18 protein-coding genes are annotated in these 18619 nt (G+C 71.2%); 5 read left to right on the top strand and 13 right to left on the bottom strand.

The window, feature by feature from the left end; all coding sequences use genetic code 11:
- Nucleotides 1-128: 128 nt before the first annotated feature.
- Nucleotides 129-1262 carry a glycosyltransferase family 4 protein gene (locus tag F9C12_RS03875; protein WP_409464761.1) on the bottom strand — a complete coding sequence of 378 codons (1134 nt, stop codon included), beginning with the start codon at nucleotides 1260-1262 and terminating at the stop codon, nucleotides 129-131.
- A gap of 91 nt (nucleotides 1263-1353) precedes the next feature.
- Between F9C12_RS03875 and F9C12_RS03870 the strand changes: the two genes are divergently transcribed.
- Complete coding sequence (locus tag F9C12_RS03870) at nucleotides 1354-1494, top strand: hypothetical protein (RefSeq protein WP_409180601.1); 141 nt, start codon at nucleotides 1354-1356, stop codon at nucleotides 1492-1494.
- 7 nt (nucleotides 1495-1501) lie between these two features.
- On the opposite strand, the gene F9C12_RS03865 is transcribed toward F9C12_RS03870, so the two are convergent.
- The 9 genes from F9C12_RS03865 to F9C12_RS03825 form a co-directional block, all read right to left on the bottom strand.
- The gene (locus tag F9C12_RS03865) at nucleotides 1502-2755 is read right to left on the bottom strand and encodes a polysaccharide pyruvyl transferase family protein (protein ID WP_409464760.1); all 1254 of its coding nucleotides are present in this window, start codon (nucleotides 2753-2755) and stop codon (nucleotides 1502-1504) included.
- A gap of 228 nt (nucleotides 2756-2983) precedes the next feature.
- Nucleotides 2984-4159: a glycosyltransferase family 4 protein gene (locus tag F9C12_RS03860; protein ID WP_409464759.1), complete on the bottom strand. Its 1176-nt coding sequence runs from the start codon at nucleotides 4157-4159 to the stop codon at nucleotides 2984-2986.
- On the bottom strand, nucleotides 4104-5444 hold the full coding sequence (locus tag F9C12_RS03855) for a lipopolysaccharide biosynthesis protein (protein WP_409464758.1): 1341 nt from the start codon (nucleotides 5442-5444) through the stop codon (nucleotides 4104-4106). The genes F9C12_RS03860 and F9C12_RS03855 overlap by 56 nt, the downstream gene beginning before the upstream one ends.
- Nucleotides 5441-6589: a glycosyltransferase family 4 protein gene (locus F9C12_RS03850; protein ID WP_409464757.1), complete on the bottom strand. Its 1149-nt coding sequence runs from the start codon at nucleotides 6587-6589 to the stop codon at nucleotides 5441-5443. The genes F9C12_RS03855 and F9C12_RS03850 overlap by 4 nt, the downstream gene beginning before the upstream one ends.
- On the bottom strand, nucleotides 6586-8853 hold the full coding sequence (locus tag F9C12_RS03845; protein ID WP_409464756.1) for a hypothetical protein: 2268 nt from the start codon (nucleotides 8851-8853) through the stop codon (nucleotides 6586-6588). The genes F9C12_RS03850 and F9C12_RS03845 overlap by 4 nt, the downstream gene beginning before the upstream one ends.
- Nucleotides 8850-9947 carry a glycosyltransferase family 4 protein gene (locus F9C12_RS03840; protein WP_409464755.1) on the bottom strand — a complete coding sequence of 366 codons (1098 nt, stop codon included), beginning with the start codon at nucleotides 9945-9947 and terminating at the stop codon, nucleotides 8850-8852. Before F9C12_RS03840 ends, F9C12_RS03845 begins: the two co-directional genes overlap by 4 nt.
- Nucleotides 9944-10414 carry a hypothetical protein gene (locus F9C12_RS03835; RefSeq protein ID WP_409464754.1) on the bottom strand — a complete coding sequence of 157 codons (471 nt, stop codon included), beginning with the start codon at nucleotides 10412-10414 and terminating at the stop codon, nucleotides 9944-9946. The genes F9C12_RS03840 and F9C12_RS03835 overlap by 4 nt, the downstream gene beginning before the upstream one ends.
- A gap of 2 nt (nucleotides 10415-10416) precedes the next feature.
- Nucleotides 10417-11286: a glycosyltransferase family 2 protein gene (locus F9C12_RS03830; RefSeq protein WP_409180593.1), complete on the bottom strand. Its 870-nt coding sequence runs from the start codon at nucleotides 11284-11286 to the stop codon at nucleotides 10417-10419.
- A 535-nt stretch (nucleotides 11287-11821) separates the two neighbouring features.
- Nucleotides 11822-12625, bottom strand: a complete 804-nt coding sequence (locus tag F9C12_RS03825) for a crotonase/enoyl-CoA hydratase family protein (RefSeq protein ID WP_409464753.1) — start codon at nucleotides 12623-12625, stop codon at nucleotides 11822-11824.
- A 71-nt stretch (nucleotides 12626-12696) separates the two neighbouring features.
- Here F9C12_RS03825 and F9C12_RS03820 point away from each other — a divergent pair, with 71 nt between their 5' ends.
- Both F9C12_RS03820 and F9C12_RS03815 read left to right on the top strand, forming a co-directional pair.
- Nucleotides 12697-13245 carry an HD domain-containing protein gene (locus F9C12_RS03820; RefSeq protein ID WP_409464752.1) on the top strand — a complete coding sequence of 183 codons (549 nt, stop codon included), beginning with the start codon at nucleotides 12697-12699 and terminating at the stop codon, nucleotides 13243-13245.
- Nucleotides 13246-13330: 85 nt separating this feature from the next.
- A complete protein-coding gene (locus F9C12_RS03815; protein WP_409180590.1) occupies nucleotides 13331-13765 on the top strand; it encodes a L,D-transpeptidase in 435 nt (144 codons plus the stop codon).
- Here the strand turns inward: F9C12_RS03815 and F9C12_RS03810 are convergent, their stop codons facing one another.
- Nucleotides 13766-14923 carry an NAD(P)/FAD-dependent oxidoreductase gene (locus F9C12_RS03810; RefSeq protein WP_409464751.1) on the bottom strand — a complete coding sequence of 386 codons (1158 nt, stop codon included), beginning with the start codon at nucleotides 14921-14923 and terminating at the stop codon, nucleotides 13766-13768.
- Nucleotides 14920-15237, bottom strand: coding sequence for a bifunctional 3-phenylpropionate/cinnamic acid dioxygenase ferredoxin subunit (locus F9C12_RS03805; protein ID WP_409180588.1), 318 nt, complete (start codon nucleotides 15235-15237; stop codon nucleotides 14920-14922). Before F9C12_RS03805 ends, F9C12_RS03810 begins: the two co-directional genes overlap by 4 nt.
- 280 nt (nucleotides 15238-15517) lie before the next feature.
- Between F9C12_RS03805 and F9C12_RS03800 the strand changes: the two genes are divergently transcribed.
- A complete protein-coding gene (locus tag F9C12_RS03800) occupies nucleotides 15518-16639 on the top strand; it encodes an aromatic ring-hydroxylating oxygenase subunit alpha (protein ID WP_409464750.1) in 1122 nt (373 codons plus the stop codon).
- Here F9C12_RS03800 and F9C12_RS03795 read toward each other — a convergent pair.
- Nucleotides 16636-17298 (bottom strand): GntR family transcriptional regulator, encoded by a 663-nt coding sequence (locus F9C12_RS03795; RefSeq protein WP_409464749.1) that lies wholly within the window; start codon nucleotides 17296-17298, stop codon nucleotides 16636-16638. The two genes, F9C12_RS03800 and F9C12_RS03795, sit on opposite strands and share 4 nt — an antisense overlap.
- Before the next feature lie 71 nt (nucleotides 17299-17369).
- Here F9C12_RS03795 and F9C12_RS03790 point away from each other — a divergent pair, with 71 nt between their 5' ends.
- Entirely contained in the window at nucleotides 17370-18614 is a 1245-nt protein-coding gene (locus F9C12_RS03790; protein ID WP_409180585.1) for a sarcosine oxidase subunit beta family protein, read from the top strand.
- Nucleotides 18615-18619 lie beyond the last annotated feature (5 nt).

The following is an 18619-nucleotide window of genomic DNA, read 5'->3' as shown; positions in this document are numbered from 1 at the left end:
TCACCGCGAGGCCGGGGCTGAGTGCGGATCGAGGGCTTCCCATGGATCGGCTCCACGCGAGTTCGTCGGCGTTTCCCTGGTGGAGTGTTCCCTGGAACGGGGTCCGGCCGGGACGCGTCGGGCGAGCGTCACCGGGAGGCCGGGGTCGGGCGCGGATCGAGAGCGGTCAGCTGCTGCGTGAACTCCGCGACGCGATGGTTCCACGTATACCGGCTCCGCACGAGTTCGTAAGCGTTCTCCCGGATCGCGTGCGCCAACGCCGGGCTGCTTTCGAGGCGGTCCAGCTCTCCAGCCAGCGCTTCGGGCGAACCCGGCGTGGCGAGCAGTCCGGTGACGCCGTCGCGCACCAGCGCGGCAAGCGGGCCCACCGCAGTGGCGATCACCGGGACCCGGCTCGCCCACGCTTCGAGCAGTGCGGTCGGGAAGGCGTCATTCGGGCTGGTCGGGCAGAGGACGAGCGACCGGGCACTGCGCAGCGCCCGGAATTTCGCGTCGCCGCCGAGGTTTCCGGCGAAGGTGACGTTTTCGGCGATCCCGAGTTTCCGGGCCAGAGCCTCGTACCCGGGACGCGCGGTGCCATCCCCGATCACCAGCAGGCGGGCGCGGTGCAGGCGCATCGCGTGCAGAAGCTGCGCCAAGCCCTTCCACGCGTGGGTCGGTTCGAGCCGGGCCAGGAAGGCGGCGGCGTAAGGGCGCTCCCCGCCGACTGGTGCGGCTAAGGCCTCGGGCGCGATGGCGTTCTCCAAGACCCCGACTTTGTCGCCGTAGCGGCGGCGGAACCGGTCGGCGACGTAGTCGGACACGCCGAGGATCAAGTCCGCCCGGCGCAGCAGGAAACCTTCGGCAACGGCATAGGCGCGCGCGACGGCGTTGAAGAGCGGGTGACCGTCCTTGGCCAAGGCGGCGGCGTGATAGGTCACCACGACCGGGAGGTCTCCGGCGGCCAGCGCCGCGGCGTCGGCGAGACCGGGCACCGGGGTGTGCACGTTGAGATAGTCGGCCCGCTCGGCGCGCAGGATGCGGCGGATCTGCCGTGGCCAGCGCGGGTCGAGCGGGGTGTTGGACAGCTTCGCGAGCGCAGGGAGCCGGTGGACCGGGAAGGGCTCGCCGGATCGCGCTGGGGGGCCGGTGGTGATGACGACCGGCCGCCATCCGGGGACTTCCCGCAGCGCGGCGGCCAGGCTGTGCACGTAGGTTTGCACGCCGCCGATGTCCGGCGGGAAGTACGGCGTCACGAAGACGACGGTGCGTTCTCGGCTCACGGAGGCTCCTGTCCTCATTGGTCCGGTTGGCTGGCCGCGCGCGGATGTGATGGTGTGTGTGCGGGGATGGGGGACTTCGAGGAGGCGCAGGATGTCCGGGATCCGGATGCCGTGGGCGACGGTGCGGTGCCGCGCGTGCGGCCACGAACGCAGCGAGCACCAGCATTTGCGCGGCGGCACCGACTGCGGGCGCTGCGGCTGCCGCCGGTTCCGGTGGCTGCGCCGGGGCTGACCGCGGTTCAGGCGGCATCGAGCAGCGCGCTCAGGTCGCGGGCCCGGCGCGCGTACGGGGGAAGCACTTCGCGCAGGTGCCGCCGGTAGGTGTCGCGGTGGTCGACGAGGGCGTCGAGCAGCGCGGGCAACGTGGTGTCGCGGACCTCGCCGATGCCGACCACCCACTGTTCGAGGCCGAGATCGCGCATGATGCCCGCGGTTTTGTGGTCGTACTCGATCGCCAGGCACGGGACGTGCGCGGTGAGGGCGAAGATGACCGAGTGGAAGCGGGTGCCGATGACCAGGTCGGCTTCGGCGTAGAGGGCGCGGGCGTCGCGGTGGTCGAAGGAGTCGTCGCCGAGGACGCGCAGCCGGGGGTGCTCGAGTCCGGCGGCGAGGCGGGTGTTGATCCGGCGGTCGTCGTCGCCTTGGTAGGCGCAGGTCACCTGGGGGACGAGGACGACGTGGTACCCGCGGCCGAGCAGATGCCGGATTCCCGCGGTCAACGCGCGTTCGTACCGGAGCTGTCCGGCTTCGTCGAGCCACTGGCGGGCGGTGACCATCGCGATCCGGGCGTCGGCGGGGAGGCCGAGAGCGGTGCGCCAGTCGCGGTCGGACCGGGTTTCGAAGGCGAAGGCGCTGTCCACGCTGCGGGTGAGCAGCTGCGCCGGCAGCCCGATTTCGGTGAGCCGGTCGCGGCTGATGTCTTCGCGGACGAGCACCGCGTCCGCGCGGCCAAGGACGTGGCGCACCAGCACGCGCTGGACGCGGCGGGGGAACGGCCCGTAGGACTGCGGGCCGGTCACGACCCGGACGCCGAACCGCTCGGCGAGCCACAGCGGCAGCAGCAGGAACAGGATGTTCAGGTCGGAGGCGAAGTCCGCGCGTCCGTTCAGGTGGCCGCCGCCGACGGAGACGACGAGATCGGCGGTGGCGAGGGCGCGCAGTTCGCGGCGGGGCTCGGCGGGCAGCAGCCGGGCCGCGGCCAGCCGAATCCGCCGCGGGAGCCGGGCGGCGGCGAGGGCGACGACGGGCAGCAGGCTGAGTTTCCGCAGGATCCGCCGGAGCCGGGGGATGTCCTCCTCGCCCGAGTAGCGGCGGAACGAACCGAGGTTGGGCACGCCCTCGAACTCCGGCCAGCGCGCGGGATGCTCGAAACCGGCGATCGCGATCCGGGCTCCGGGCAGCGCGCGGCGGATCTGGTCGAGCAGCACGCTGAGCAGGGCGGCGTCGCCGCGGTTGCCGCGGTCGAACGCGTTGACTACGACGACGCGGGTCATCGGCGGGCCTCCCGGCGGGGGCGGAGCGGGTGTGCGGGCAGCGGAGTGGGGAAGCGAGTCACGGCTAGGGCTCCCTGTGAGGTCGCGCGGTCCGGGCCGCAGTGGCGTGCGGCGGCTCCGGGACAGGGCGTGGGGTCGTCGGCGGGCCTCCCAGCGGGCGGCGGGCGCGGAACGCGGGTGATGACCGGGGCTGGCGAGCTCGCGCCGCGGCGGGGCGGGGAACGCGGGTCATCGCCGGACCTCCCGGTAGTGCTGTTCCAGCCGGTCGAGGAAAGTGCCGAGGCGGTGGCACGCGGCGAGCCCGGCCGAGCGCGCTCCCATCGCCCGGCGCAGGCCCGGGTCGCCGAGGAGGCGGGTGAGGGCGTCGGCGAGGGCGCGCGGCTCTCCCGGCGGGACGAGGATCCCGTTGTGGCCCGCCCGAACCAGCTCGGGGATGCCGCCGACGTCGGTGGCCGCGACCGCCCGGCCCACGCCGAGGGCTTCCAGTGCGACCGTCGGGAAATTCTCCGGCCACACCGACGGGATCACCACGACCGAAGCGGCGCGGTAGGCCTCCGTCAGTTCGCGGCCGCGGAGCCAGCCGGCGAACCGGACGCGGTCGGCCAAGCCGTGTTCGCTGACCGCCTTTTCCAGGGTCGCTCGCTGGGCGCCGTCGCCGGCGAGGGTGAGCCGGGCGTGCGGCAGGCGGCGGGCGACCGTCGCGAAGGCGGCCACGAGCACGTGCGCGCCTTTCACCGGTTCGAGGCGGCCGACGAACAGCGCGTCCGGGGCGTCGGGGACCGGAGAGGCGGCGGGCAGCGGCACGCCGTTGGGGACGACGTGGATCGGGGTCCGGGGCAGGTCGTGCCGGACGGCGTCGGCGAGGAACCGGCTCGGGGTGAGGATCCGGTCGACCATCCGCAGGCGGCGCAGGTAGGCGGGGCGTTGCAGGAAACGCAAATAGGCCAGCCGGGCGACGTCCATTGTGGACAGCCGGGCGCGGCCTTCGGTGCGGCTGCGCAGGTTCCACGACAGCAGCTGACCGGTCCAGTCCTCCGGGCCGTGCACGGTGAGCACCCGGGGATAGGCCGCGGACGCGCTGAGCACGGCCGGGCTGAACTCGCCGATGGTGTGCAGGTGCACCACGTCGGGCCGGAAAGACCGCAGCGCGGCGGTCACCCGCCGGTAGGCGGGCCGGTGCCAGAAGTAGCCCGCGACGCGCGCGGCCGGGCCGCCGCGGATGGCGGGCACCAGGACGTCGGCGAACACCTCCCGGTCGCTGACGGCGGGGTCGTCGAGCAGGTGGTCGGTCGCGACGACGAGGACCTGGTGCCCGCGGCGGCGCAGCCCGTCGGAGACGAGGCGGACGCTACGCTCCGCGCCGCCGGCTTCGAAGCCGACGTTGACGACGTGCGCGATCTTCATCCGAACCTCCTTTGCCAGACGGAGACAGTCCGCGCAGGGCGAGCGCGGCGACCGCGACCAGGCCGGACGCGAGATTGCCGGCGCCCCAGGCCGCCGCGATCCAGACGAGGCCTCGCTGGGCCCCGAGCGCGGCGAGGCCGACGGTGACCGCCGCGTAGACCACATTGGACAGATTCAGCGCGGGCAGCTGCCGGGTCACTTTGAGCAGAAACCCGGACCACGTGGTGAACGCGACCGCGAGAGCGGAGACCGCGAGCACGACGAGGCAGTTCCGGGCCTCGGCGGCGTAGCTGGCGCCGAACAGGGCCAGCACCGGTTTCGCGAGGACGACGGCGACGCCGACGGCGGGCAGCACGATCGCGAGGATGAGCAGCGCCGAGCGTTTCGCCAGCCGCTTGAGGTCTTCCTGTTCGTGCGAGCCCTCGGCGAACAGCGCCTCGCCGACGGCGAACGGGACGGCGTTGACGAAGTTGGCGATCTGGAACGCCACGAAGTAGGCCGCCGACGCTTCCGGCCCGAGCGAACGCAGCACCAGCAGCGGAATCACCAGCAGCGGCACCAGATTCAGGCAGCTGGAGGCGTAGTTGCCGAGCGAGTACGCCAGCGTGGAGCGCAGCGTCGCCGGGTGCACGCGGGGCCGCACCGGGATCCGCAGGCGGCGGCGGATGACGAGCACGCTCGCGACGGCGGCCACCGCGGAAGCCACCGTGCTGGACAGGAAAACGCCGATCGCGCCCGCGCCGACGAAAACGATCGGAAGGGCGATTTTGACCGCGCTCATCAGGACGCCGTTGAGGAGCAGGTTGTACTTCGCCGCGCGCGAGGCGACGAACACGGAATCGGTGAGCAGGTTCTGCGCGACGGCCATCGCCAGCAGCGCGAACAGCACGACTTGCGGGAACGAGCCGCTGAGGAACGCCAACTCCGGCGAAACGAACGGCGCCACGAGGGCGAAACCGGCCCCGAGAACAGTGCCGGTGACGGCCACCGCGGTGAGCGCGGAACTGACGTGCGCCGCGCGGGACGAGGCCGTGGGCAGGTACCGGACCAGGCTGGAGCTGAGCCCGAGCCCGCTGAAGTAGCTCAGCAGGGTCACCGCGGAGAGCAGCGAACTCGCCAGCCCCACCTCGGCGGGCGGGTACAGCCGGGCGACGACGATCCAAAACACGAATCCGGACCCGGCGCCGAGCGCGGTCGTGGCCATGAGGAAGAACGAGTTGCGCACCAGCGGGTCGGATTTCAGCCGCGCGGCGAACGACGGCTCGGGGTCGGCGACCGCGGTCATGCCGGAACCTCGGCCGGGCCGAGCGCTTCGCGGTAGCTCTCTTCGAGGCGCTGGGCGTGGCGCGGCCAGGAGAAGTGTGCGGCGGCGAACCAGGCGGAGTAGCGGCCCATGGCGGCGCGGAGGGCGGGGTCAGCGGCGAGGGAACGCAGCGTCGTGCGCAGGATCGCCGCGTCGCGGGGGAGCAGCGCGACTTGCGTCCGGTCGAGGCCGTAGCAGGCGTAGCCCGGGTCGTCGGTGGTGACGACCGGGAGGCCGGAGGCCATGGCTTCTTGGACCGTCAGGGGGAATCCTTCCGCCGTCGAGGGCAGGGCGAAGACGTCGCAGGCGCGGTAGAGGCTGCTGAGGCGGCCGGGGCTCTGCGCGCCGAGGTGGTGCACCGACGGATCCTCGGGGACGTGTTTCGGCCGTTCCCCGGCGAAAACCAGGTCGTAGTCGGGATGCCGGGCCGCGAGCAGCAGGTCGTAGCCCTTCTTCGGCACCGGCCGTCCGACGAACAGCACCAGGACCCGGTCGTGCGGCAGCTGCCAGCGTTCGCGCAGCCGCCGGGCTTCTCCGGGGAACGCGGGCCGGTAGCGGGCGGTGTCGACGCCGTTGGGCAGCACCTCCACGCGGCCGCCGCGAAACCGCCGCACGAACGCCGCCACGGAATCGTTGACCACGAAAACCTCGCGGCTGGCCCGGAACGATCGCCGTCCGATCGACCGGTACACCGCGTGCTGAACCGCGCGCACCAGCGCCGACGGATGCTCGACGACCGCGACGTGCTGGGTCAGGAAGAGCGGCGTGCCGGTCCGCGCCGCTCGCCGTCCGGCGCTCCAGGAGGACGGGTACAGCGTGTCGTGCACGTGGACGACATCCGCCCACCCCACCCATTCCCGGACCGCGCGGAACAGCTGGGGCCCGAACACCGGAAACGGCACTCCGGTCCGGTCCTCGATCCAGTTGAAGGCGGGGACGCGCACGACCCGGAAGCGGGCGGCGGGGGCCGGGCGGGCGGCGGGCAGCGCGCTCGTCAGCACGGTGACCTCGGCGCCGCGGGCGGCGAGCGTCCGGGCCTGCTGGGCGGCGACGTTCTCGATTCCCCCGACGTGCGGCGGGTAGTAGTGCGAGACGAGCAGGATCCGGAGGGGACGGGAGGGCGTCATCGGTACACACTCGTTCCATTGCTGCTGTAGACCTTGTTTTTGGTGGCGTCGAGGAACTGCAGCGGATAGCGGTAGGTGACGAGATCTCCTTGGTAGAACACGGTGACCTCGCCCTTGCGGACGGCCGGGTAGCCGAGGAGGACGAACGAGCCGGGCCGCACGAGCGGGGGATAGATGTCGTCGCCCGGACGGCCGTCGAGCAGCGTCTGGAGCCGGCTGAGCGTGTAGCGGTCGGACTGGATGCGCTGGGCCGCGGTGTGCTGTTCGAGCCACGCGAGGGCGGCGCGTTCCTGCGGGTGCGCGTAGTAGATGTCGTAGTACTGCCCGGCGTTGTCCAGTTGCAGTTGCGCGGGATAACCGCCGAACAGCCGGGGCAGCGCGCCGGTGAGGTCGAGGAACAGCAGCAGCGCCACGGCGGTGGCGGCGGGCATTCGCCACCGTTTCCGGAGCCACGACAGCGCCCAGACCGAGCCCATCGCGATGAACGGGGCGAAGCCGAACAAGCCTTGCTGGAACGTGCGCAGGAGCCCGTAATCGACCGAGAGCTGCGGCAGCGCGAGTTCGGCGGCGAGCACGCCCAGGCCGCCGGCGGCGAGGACGAACAGGTCGTGCGTCGGCCGGAACACGGTCGCGGTGGCGACGAGGGTTCCGGCTAGGCCGAGGAGCAGCAGCACTTGCAGCCCGTCCGCGCACCAGGTGCGGAGGAGGGCGTTGATGCGGGGGACGTCGAGGCCAAGCTGGTCGAGCGCGGAACCGGCCGCGGTCAACGGCAGCTTGCTCGGCGGCGCGACCTGAGTGGCTGCCGCGCGCAAGGCCAGGGGCGGCGCACTGCCGGTGCTCGCTCGGGTCGATTCGGCGTAGTCAAGCAGCCGTTGCTGCGGGCTGACCCGGGCGGAGCTGAAGATGCTGTACGCGGTGTCGGACGAGCCGCGTTGAACCTGGTCCGGGTGGAACAGGCCCTGGGCGGTGGCGGCCGCGGTGTGCTGGAGCTGATGCCAGGTGCCGGTGACCGGTCCGGTCCACAGCGCGGAGCACAGGACCGCGACGCCGATCATCGGCCAGGCGACGAAATCGGTGGCCTCCTTCGGCGCGCGCTCGGCGAGACGGCGGCGCAACGGCGGAACCACCCGGATGACGCCGCTGGCGAGCTTTCCCAGCAGCAGCACGCCGATCAGCACGTAAGTGGTGGAGTAATGCGAGAGCACGATTCCCGCGAACAGGACGGTGAATGCGATCCGCCGCGCGCGCCGCGGGGCAGTGCGGTCGCTCAACGCCAGAACCGCGCAGCCCAGCAGGAGAAACGCGATCTCCTGGCGGCCGAGGAACGGCATGTCGGTGAAAAATGTGGGGAAGGCGAGGAAATAGGTCGCGGCGAGCAGGGAAATGCGTTTAGACGTGAGATTGCGCGTCGTGCGGTACACCGCGACCGGTGCCGCGGCGAACAGCATCGGCAGCACCACCTTGAAGATCGCCAGGCCGGGCAGGCCGGTCAGCTGCGCCAGCGAGGCGGGCAGGAGGGTGATGCTGAGGCAGGCCTGGTACGCGTCGGGATCGCCGGAAACATCCCAGTGGCCCTTGGCTGAAGTGAGCTGGAAGAGCAGGTATTCGCGCTGGATGTCGTGCCCGGTGACGAACCAGCCGCGCAGCGAGGTCAGCAGCAGCAAAGCCGTTGCCGCGCACAGGATTCCGCACGCGAGGACGCCGTCCCCGTAGCGGTCCGCCTGGACGAACAGGAGCCCGAGCAGCGCCGCGACGAGGAACAGTGCGACCAGGCTCGTCGCGCCGGTGAACCCGTTGTTCAGCCGGATGGCCCCGGCGATCGCGACCGTCAACGCGAGGAGTCCGAGAACCGCGACCGGTGCGACGTCACGCACCGGCATCAAGCGCGGCGCCCGCACCGGCGGCGAAGTGCCGGTGAGCCGTCGGTCCACCACCGCGAGCGCCGCCGCGGTCAACGTTTGGGCCACCGCCAGCGACGCGGCCGTCAACGGGCGTGAGACGCCGAACCAGGGGAGCACGGTGTTGACGGCCAGCGCGGCGACCATCGCGGCCAGCACGGCGAAACCCAGCCCCAGCAGCCACTGAGCCTCGCGGGTGGACGCGACGCGGGTGGAAATCCGGCGGCACAGCCAGGCCGGGGCGCCCAGCACGAGCCACAGACCGGCGACTGTCACCAGTACTGCTGGTCGCCACGGCAGCAGCTCCACGAGACCGGCGGCCAGCACCGTACCGAGCACGACGGTGCGCTGACTGGGAAGCATCACGGCAGCACCTCGGCGTAGACGGCCTCGACCTGGTCCGCCACCGCGGTCCAGGTGAACTCCCGAGCCGCTCTCGCGCTGGCCGCGGCGGTCCGTTGCCGGAAGTCCTCGTCCGCGGCGAACTCGTCGATCGCCGCGGCCAGTGCGGCGGAATCGGCCGGGGCGAGGGCACCGATTCCGCGGAGGAGTTCGGTGTTTCCCGGAACGTCGGTCGCGAGCACCGGCAACCCGGCGGCCATCGCCTCGAGCGCGGCGAGCGACATTCCCTCGCGATCCGAGGGCAACACGAACAGGTCCGCTTGCTCGTAGCGGTTTCGCAGAGCGGCACCGTGCAGCCGGCCGTGAAACCGCACTCCCGGAATCCCTTGCTGCTGCACGGTTTCCTCGAGCTGCTGCCGTTGTTCCCCGTCCCCGGCCACATCGAGGACCACCGGCCGGCGCACCAGCATCAGCGCGCGCAGGAGCCGCGCGAGGTTCTTCTGCGGGCTCAGCCGTCCGACGAACAGCAAGCGCAGCACCGGTTCCCGGCGCGGGCGCGGCGGGAGGAAGAACTCGTCGGACACTCCGTTCGGCACCGCGAAGATCCGCCCCGGGTCCACCCGGTACGCGGTGCGGACGAATTCCCGCTGCGCCTCGGTCAGCACCAGCACCCCGGCGGCGGCCCGCAGAACGCGGCCGAACACGTGTTTTTTGTAGTGCGGCAACAGCCATCCCAGTTTCCCGGACTGGTCGACGTCCAGGTGGAAGTGGAGCAGGAACGGCTGGCGGCGCACGGCCGCGGCGAGCGCGACCTGCTCGGGCAGCACCGCGTGGGCGGCATGCAGATGCCACACCGCGGTCCTCGGCGTGCGCAGCAAAGCGGGAACGAGACCGGCGGACACCGGCGTATGCGCGACATCGAGCGCGGCCGTGCGGATGGTGGCGACGTTGTGCACCAGCTCGCGCCGCGGCGAGTCGCGCGCGCCGGCGGTCGTGGTGAGCACGGTGACTTCGTGGCGTTGCGCCTGCTGCCGGGCGAGATGCTGCACTACCGCTTCCATCCCGCCCAGATGCGGCGGGTAGTACGGAGTGATCTGGACGATCCGGCGGCGCTTCACGGCCTGCCCCCGGAAGCGTTGCCGGGCAAGCGGAACCGGAGGTTCTCCAGGCCGCCCGCGACGTTCACCGCGATCGCGTCGACGACCTGACCGGGCGGGACCGGCAGCCGGAAGTCCACCGCGGTGAACTGGCCGGGCTCGAGGGTCACGTGCCGCGAGAGTCCCGGGAGCCGGTCCGCGGCCGGGGTCTCCAGCGCGGCCACCACGGTGTAGTCCGCGCGGGCGGGACCGTGGCGCACCAGCGCGACCTCCGCGGCGACCGCTCCGTCCCGGAACGTCGGCGTGCCGACGAAGTACAGCTCGGTGTAGGTCTCGGGCTGTTCGGTGAAGGATTGCCGGAACAGCGTCCGGGCGGCCGGCCACCCCAGGACCGTCACCGTCGCGAGCACCGCCACCGCCGCGACCGCACCGGCGAATTTCAGCCAGCCGCGGCCGTTGCCCCGGTCTTCTTCCGCGGAGTCGGCCACGCTCAGTCCGCCATCGCCAGGACGCATTCGGCCTCGCCCGCGCAGAGCGCGTTCGCCGGCCCCCGCGCGGTGCGCGCCCGGTGGGCGGCCAGCTGCGCGAGGTTGCGCAGGCCGTCGCGCACGGCGTGCAGTTTCACGTCGCCGCCGCGAATCCGGTACTCGATCGGCGTTTCGCCGCAGCGGAAACCGCGGACGTAGGCGTCGTTCTTGATTTCCTGCGAGAACGGCATCCCGCCGGAGCGGATGTCCAGGTGGCGCCAGACGTGCCGGCGGAACACCCACATCCCGGACTGCGAATCCCGGAACGGCGAACGGAAGAAGAACCGGCTGATCAGCGTCAGCGCCCGGTTGCCGATCCGGTGCGACGGCTTCATCGCGTCGCGGTTCTCGCGGCCGAGCCGGTTGGTGGACAGGAAATCGAGCTGCCGCTCGGCCAGCGTGGCCAGCAGTCCCGGAAGGTGGTCGAACGGGTAGGTGCAGTCCGCGTCGCCGGTGGCGATCACGTCGCCGGTCGCCGCGGCGAACCCCGCGTGGTAGGCGTGCCCGTACCCGCGCAGCGGCTGCCGGATCACCCGGGCGCCGAGCGCGGCGGCCACGTCGCCGGTCCCGTCGGTCGAGGCGTTGTCGACCACGAGCACCTCGGTCTCGTAGCCCAGCGCCGCGAGGCCGGAGTGCGGGATCGTGGCCAGCACGCGCGGCATGTTGACCCGTTCGTTGAGCGCGGGGATGACGACGGAGAGCCTGCGCGGGCGGGCCCTTTCGGCGCGGGTGCCGCGGCTCGCGGTCCGGAGGCGGCAGCAGGGCCCGGCGGCCGGGCTCGCGGCGGTGTCGTCCGACGGCGAGGAGCTGGAACGCTCGATGTTCGACGTCATGGAGGAACCTCGGTTCTGGTCTGGTGCTCGGCGGGGACAGGCGCGGGAGAGCACGCGGGCGCGGCCGGATCCGGAGGCGGGAAGCACCGATTGCCCGGCCTCGTCAGGCCGGGTGGTCGGAGTCCGCCGGCGGGGAGCCTGCCGGCGACGGGTCGGGGGGCGGGGTTGTGTTGTGGAGGCGGGCGGTGCGAACGGCCGCGAGGGCCGTGCGAGCGCGCTTCGGCGCCCGGCCTTGTATCTGTATCGATGCCGAGCACCTGGGCGCTACGTGCGGTTAGCGAATTTCTCGTGCGCTCGACCAGTGCGGCGCCGAATGCGGCCGCGAGAATGAACGGTCGTCGCAGGTAATGGTGACGGGTGCGCAAAAAACCGAAAGGGATTCGCGTGCGGTTTCACTCGGTCGGCCTACTACGAAAAGCGCGTCCGGCGGGCCGGAAAAGGCGGCCTCGTGCCGGATGCGAGGTATGCCCGCATGCGGTCCCCGGTTGCCTGGACGCGGGTATATGCCTTGCTGTGCAACGGTAATCGGACGGGACTAACGCCCGAACGATCCGTGTCTTCCCTCGCCCTCGGCGAAACGGGAGGCTCCCGCAAGGGCATCCGAGCGCAGCGACTGAATCCCGTGCCGGGATTCGTTTTCCAGTGCGGATTCCTCGCTCAACGACTCGTTCTCCAGCAATGCCGCCCGGTCCTCTCGCAAACACGTCTGCGGAAACGCGGCGAGTTCCCGGGCGAGCGCGATCGCGGCGGGCAAAGCCTGCCCGGACGGCACGACGCGGTCGGCCAATCCGATCCGGTGCGCTTCCTCCGCGCCGACCGGCCGCCCGGTGAGCACCAGATCGAGCGCGTGGCCGCGGCCGATCAGCCGCGGCAGCCGGACCGTGCCGCCGTCGATCAGCGGGACGCCCCAGCGGCGGCAGAACACGCCGAACACCGCGGTCTCGTCGGCGATCCGGAGGTCGGCCCAGATCGCCAGTTCCAGTCCGCCCGCGACGGCGTGCCCGGACACCGCCGCGAGCACCGGCTTGCGCAGCCGGAGGCGGGTCGGCCCCATCGGGCCGTCGCCGTCCGGTTCGGTGCGGTTGCCGCGGCCCTCGCTCACCGCCTTGAGGTCCGCGCCCGCGCAGAAAGTCCCGCCAACGCCGTACAGCACGGCGACGGAGGCGTCCGAAGCGTCGAAGTCCCGGAAGGCGTCGGCCAGCGCCTCGGCGGTGGCCCGGTCGACGGCGTTGCGGCGTTCCGGCCGGTTGATGCCGATGGTGGTGACCGGACCGTCGTGTTCGACCAGCACAGTGCTCAACGGGGCCTCCTGCGGAAGAAGCGGCTGTCCGCGCAGCATGCCACGGCCCGTAGGCTCCGGCAGGGAAGACGGCATGGGAAACGGCACGGGATCGGGAAGGGGACCGCGGAATGGACGGCCTGGCGGCGTTCGGATTCGAGCTGGGGGTGCTCAAGCGGGTCCGCCGCGCGGGCTGGTGGCAGGCGGGGGTCCGCGACCCGGAATCGGTGGCCGAGCACAGCCTCCGGGCGGCGCAGCTGGCCGCGCTGCTCGCTGCCGAGGAGGGTGCGAACCCCGAGCGCGCCGCGTTTCTCGCGCTGTGGCACGACACGCAGGAGACCCGCACCGGCGACCTCCCGCACACCGCCGCGCCGTACCTGACGAAGCCGGAACCGCGTGCGATCACCGCGGACCAGACGGCGGGCTTGCCGCGTGCGTCGGCGGAAACCGTGCAGACGGCGGTAGACGAGTACGAAACGCGCGAGTCGCCCGAGGCGCGGTGTGCGAAGGACGCCGACAAACTCGAGATGCTTTTCCAGGCACTGGAATACCGCGCGACCGGAGTATCCACAGTGGACGAATGGCTCGCGTCGGCGCAGGCCGGGCTTTTCACTGATACGGCCCGGCGGGTCGCCGAGGCCGCGCTGGCGATGGAGCCGCTGGCGTGGCGGTCTCGTTAGGGCTCACCCACATGGGCGCATTTTTGGTTTAAAACTGTCCTCTCTGGGAAAGATCCAATATACGACCATCTCGGGGAGGCACAGGATGAACCGGAAACTCACCGCAGTGCTGGCCAGTGTCGCCGCGATGGCGGCAACGATCGGATTCGCGGCCACCGCGGAGGCGGCGGGACCGCCGTGCGGGCCCCAGGCGAAGGCGTGCCTGAAGCTGTCGTCTAACACGGCGTGGCTGATGGACAACGGCAAGGTCACCCGCGGCGGCGTGCCCGTCACGGTCGGCAAGCCCAAGTACCCAACCCCGGTCGGCACGTTCCGCGTGCAGTACAAGGACATCGACCACTACAGCAAGCAGTTCAACGGCCCGATGCCGTACTCGGTCTTCTTCACCACTACCGGGGTCGCGTTCCACCAGGGCAGCCTGAAGGTCCAGTCGCACGGCTGCGTCCACCTGTCGCACGCCGACGCGGTGGCGTTCTACAACACGCTGCAGCCGGGCGACGTGGTCCAGGTGGTGCGCTGATCACCCGACGGGCGCCGGCCGCCGCAGCGCTTGCCGGCGCAGGCGGCCGAACCCCCTCGGGTTGTTGAGCCCGAACACCGCCACGGTCCGGCCGTCGCGGTGGTAGGTGGCGAGGAAGGATTCGTCGTCCGGACCGCCTTCGGCGAAGCGCACCTCGTCGCCGGGGGCGGGATGCCCGGCGAGCTGGATCGTCCCGGCGTATTGATCGGACCAGACGTAGCCGCTCGGCTCGTACTCCCGGACCACTTGCCCGGCCAGCAGATTGGCGACCGCGACCGAGGCCTGTTCGGTGGCGTTGGTCCAGTGCTCGTGCCGGGTGCCTGCCGGGCCGTACGCCGCGACATCGCCCGCCGCGACCACGTTCGGCAGCGAAGTGACCAGGCCGGCGTTCGTATGCACGCCGTTGCCGGTCGCCAGCCCGGAGCCGGCAAGCCATTCGTCGGCCGGAACCATGCCGATTCCGGCGACGACCACGTCCGCGGGCAGAATCTCCCCGGTTTCCAGCTGTACCCCGGTGACCCGGCCGTCGAGCGTCGACAGCCCGGCCACTGAAGCGCCGCAGCGCAGGGTGACGCCGTTCCGCCCGTGCAGACGCGCGCATACCGCGCCAAGTTCCGAACCCAGTACGCGGGCCATCGGCGTCGGCAATGCCTCCAGCACGGTGACGTCCAGGCCCAGAGCGTTGGCCGTCGAAGCCACCTCAGCCCCGATGAACCCGCCTCCGACGATCACCACGCGCGCACCGGGAACCAGTTCCTCGCGCAGCGCGAGTGCGTCGTCCACAGTGCGCAGAACATGAACTCCGGCAAGGGATTCCGTCCCCGGCAAGGCGCGAGCGCGTCCGCCGGTGGCAAGGACGACGCCGTCCGCCTCCAGCTCGCCCTCGGACAGCACGACGCGGCCGGTCGACGGGTCGAGCCGCTCCGCGCGGGTGCCGAGCCGGACGTCCAGCGTGGCGAGGTCGTCGGCGTCGAGCAGGTCCAGCGACTCCCGCGACGCGGTACCAGCCAGGAAGGCTTTCGACAGCGGCGGCCGGTCGTAGGGGAGATGCGGCTCCTCGCCGATCAGCACCACGCGACCGTCGAACCCCTGTGCGCGCAGCTCCTGCGCGGCGCGGGCGCCGGCGAGCGAAGCGCCGACGATCGCGACCGTTTTCACGCAGCGTCCTCGGCGGCGTCGGCGAGCACGTAGATCACGCCGTCGTCGACCCGCACCTGGTAGGTGCGCACCGGCTGCTTGGCGGGCAGGCAGGACGGCATCCCGGTGCGCAGGTCGAACAGCGCCGCGTGCAGCGGGCATTCCACGAAGCAGCCTTCGAGCCAGCCGTCGGCCAGCGACGCGTCCTGGTGGGTGCAGGTGTCCCCGATCGCATACAGCTCGCCGTCGGCGTTGAAGACGGCGATGGGCTCCGGCCCCGCGATCCGGACGGACTCGCCCGGGGGCAGCTCGTCCACAGTGCACGCGCGCAGCATTGATTCCTCCGAAGCTGGGGATTGTTGCGTATTGAGGAACACCAAACGTGATACGCAACAGAGTCTGAGCGCGCGGAAGGGGCGCCGTCAAGAGGTTCCGGGGTGGAGTTTTTCGGAGCGCCGTTCCGGGTGAAAGCCGTGGTCGAAGGCGGTTCCGGCGAACGGGTGCGGCACCGGGAAGGGTGCTTGACAGCGCCCCGGCCGGGCCTCATCTTGTTCCGGAGAGGGCAACAAGACGCGTAATACGCAACTTCGACCGTGTTCGAGAGGAGCCCTGCCGGTGACCGCTATCGACCTCCCGCAGAGCCTGCTGCCGACTCTGCCCGGGCCGCACTACACCGACCCGGCGATCTTCGCCCGGGAGCAGGAGCGGATCTTCGAAGCGGGGTGGTTCTGCGCGGTGCGCAGCGCCGACCTGCCGTCGCCCGGCCAGTTCGAGACCGTGCAGATCGGCCGCGAAAGCGTGCTGATCGCCCGCGGCCGGGACGGGGCGCTGCGCGCGTTCCTGAACGTGTGCCGGCACCGCGGCGCGCGGCTGTGCACCGACGAAAAGGGTTCGGTGAAGCGCGCTTTCCAGTGCATGTACCACGCCTGGACCTACGGCCTCGACGGAAAGCTCGTCGCCGCACCGAATTTGACCGGCATGCCGGACGTCGACCGCGTCGAATACGGCCTCACGAAGGTGCATTTGCGCGAATGGCTCGGCTACGCCTGGGTTTGCCTCGCCGAAGAAGCACCGTCCTTTGCCGACACGGTGATGGCCGACGTGAGCGAACGGCTCGGCGGCCCGGGCGAAATCGAGGCTTACGGCATCGAGAGTCTCGCGCTGGGCCGGCGCATCGAGTACGACGTGCGCGCGAACTGGAAGCAGATCATCGAGAATTTCATGGAGTGCTACCACTGCGCGACCATCCATCCGGAACTCACCGAGGTGCTCCCGGAGTTCGCCGACGGATACGCCGCGCAGTATTTCGTCGGCCACGGCGCGGAATTCGGCGCGGACGTCACCGGGTTCACTGTGGACGGCGGCGACGGCCTGCCGCGGCTGCCCGGCGTCGGCGAGCACCAGGACCGCCGGTACTACGCGATCACGATCCGGCCGCAGGTGTTCGTGAACCTGGTGCCCGACCACGTGATCGTGCACCGGATGTTCCCGCTGGCCCCGGACCGCACCCTGGTCCGCTGCGACTGGCTGTACCTGCCGGAGGTCGTGGAATCGGGCGCGGACCTCGACCGGTCGGTGGAGCTGTTCCACCGGGTGAACCAGCAGGATTTCGAGGCGTGCGAACGCTGCCAGCAGGCGATGGGGTCCCGCGCGTACGCCCGCGGCGGCGTGCTGGTGCCGAGCGAACACCACATCGGCGAGTTCCACGCCTGGGTGCGCGCGAAGGCCGGGGACTAGATCAGCGCCCGGATCGCCTCCTCGAAACCGGTCACGTGGTCGAGCGTCAGCGCCGCCGCCTTCTTCGCGTCCCCCTCGACGATCGCGGTCAGCAGCGGCGAATGCTCGTCCACGTGCCCGGCCATCCCGCGCAGCCGGGGGAGGAACACGCACCAGATCCGGGTGGCGAGGTTGTCGTAATGGATCAGCGTGTCCTCGAAGAACGGATTGTGCACGCAGCGGTAGATCGCGCGGTGGAGTTCGAGGTCGGTGCGCAGCAGTTCGGCGTTTTCCCTCGGCGTGGCCGAATCCAGCTGATCGCGCAGGGCGACGAGCCGGGCGCGGTCCTCGTCGCTCGCCCGCGTCGCGGCGGACGCGGCGGCCGTCGGCTCGAGGGTGCGCCGGACCTCGGAGATGTGCGCGAGGTCGGAGATGTTGACGTCGGTGGCGAACGTGCCGCGGCGCGGGTACGCCACCACGAGGCGTTCGGTTTCCAGGCGTTTCAGCGCTTCGCGGATCGGCGTGCGGCCCATCTCGAGCACGCTGCCCGCCCATTCCTCGTTGATCGGGTCGCCCGGCTTGATGTCGAGCATGACGAGGCGGTCGCGCAGGAACTCGTAGGCGCGTTCGGCCAGCGACGGGGCGGGGGCCGGGATGACGTGGTTGACCGGGGTGCTCACCCGCCCTACTCTACAGCGAAGATTGATATATCAGTAGTCGACCAGTTGTCCGATACGGGAGGCCAGCCGGAATGACCACGACCGACCAGCCTCGTCCGCCGGGTGCGGACCTGCCGGAGCACCCGGATTTCCTGTGGCGGGACCCGGAACCGCGGCGCGCGTACGACGTCGTCGTGGTGGGCGGCGGCGGACACGGCCTCGCGACCGCCTACTACCTCGCCAAGGTGCACGGCATCACGAACGTCGCGGTACTGGAGAAGGGCTGGCTCGCCGGCGGGAACATGGCCCGCAACACCACGATCATCCGGTCCAACTACCTGTGGGACGAAAGCTCCGGCATCTACGAGCACTCGCTGAAACTGTGGGAGGGCCTCGAGGAAGACCTCGGCTACCCGATCCTGTTCAGCCAGCGCGGCGTGCTCAACCTCGCGCACAGCCTGCAGGACGTCCGCGACAGCGTGCGCCGGGTGAACGCCAACCGGCTCAACGGGATCGACGCGGAATGGGTCGACGCGGACGGCGTCAAGGAACTCTGCCCGATCGTGAACACCTCGCCGGACGTGCGCTACCCGGTGCTCGGCGCGACCTACCAGCCGCGCGCCGGGATCGCCAAACACGACTACGTGGCTTGGGGTTTCGCCCGCGCGGCGGCCGCGCTGGGCGTCGACCTGATCCAGAACTGCGCGGTGACCGGCCTGGAAACGCGCGACGGCAAGGCGGTCGCGGTCGAAACCAGCCGGGGCCGGATCGCCGCCGGGAAGGTCGCGCTGTGCGCCGCCGGGCACAGTTCGGTGCTGGCGAAGATGGCCGGGATCGACCTGCCGCTGGTGTCGCATCCGCTGCAGGCGCTCGTGTCGGAACTGCTCGAACCGGTGCACCCGACGGTGGTCATGTCGAACGCCGTGCACGTCTACGTTTCCCAGGCGCACAAGGGAGAACTCGTGATGGGCGCGGGCATCGACTCCTACGCCGGCTACGGCCAGCGCGGCGCGTTCCACATCATCGAGGACCAGATGGCCGCCGCGCTGGAGCTGTTCCCGGTGTTCGCGCGGGCGCACCTGCTGCGGACCTGGGCGGGCATCGTCGACGTGACCCCGGACGCGTCGCCGATCATCGGGCTGACCCCGGTGGAGAACCTGTACCTCAACTGCGGCTGGGGGACCGGCGGTTTCAAGGCCACGCCGGGCGTCGGCGACTGCTTCGCGCACACCGTCGCGAAGGGCAAGCCGCATCCGTACGCCGAACCGTTCACCCTCGAGAGGTTCACCACCGGCGCGCTCGTCGACGAGCACGGCGCCGCCGCCGTCGCGCATTAGGAGCC

The organism is Amycolatopsis sp. GA6-003 (genome assembly GCF_046267895.1).
Taxonomy (GTDB): Bacteria; Actinomycetota; Actinomycetes; order Mycobacteriales; family Pseudonocardiaceae; genus Amycolatopsis.
This window is presented reverse-complemented; position numbering and strand designations above follow the sequence as displayed.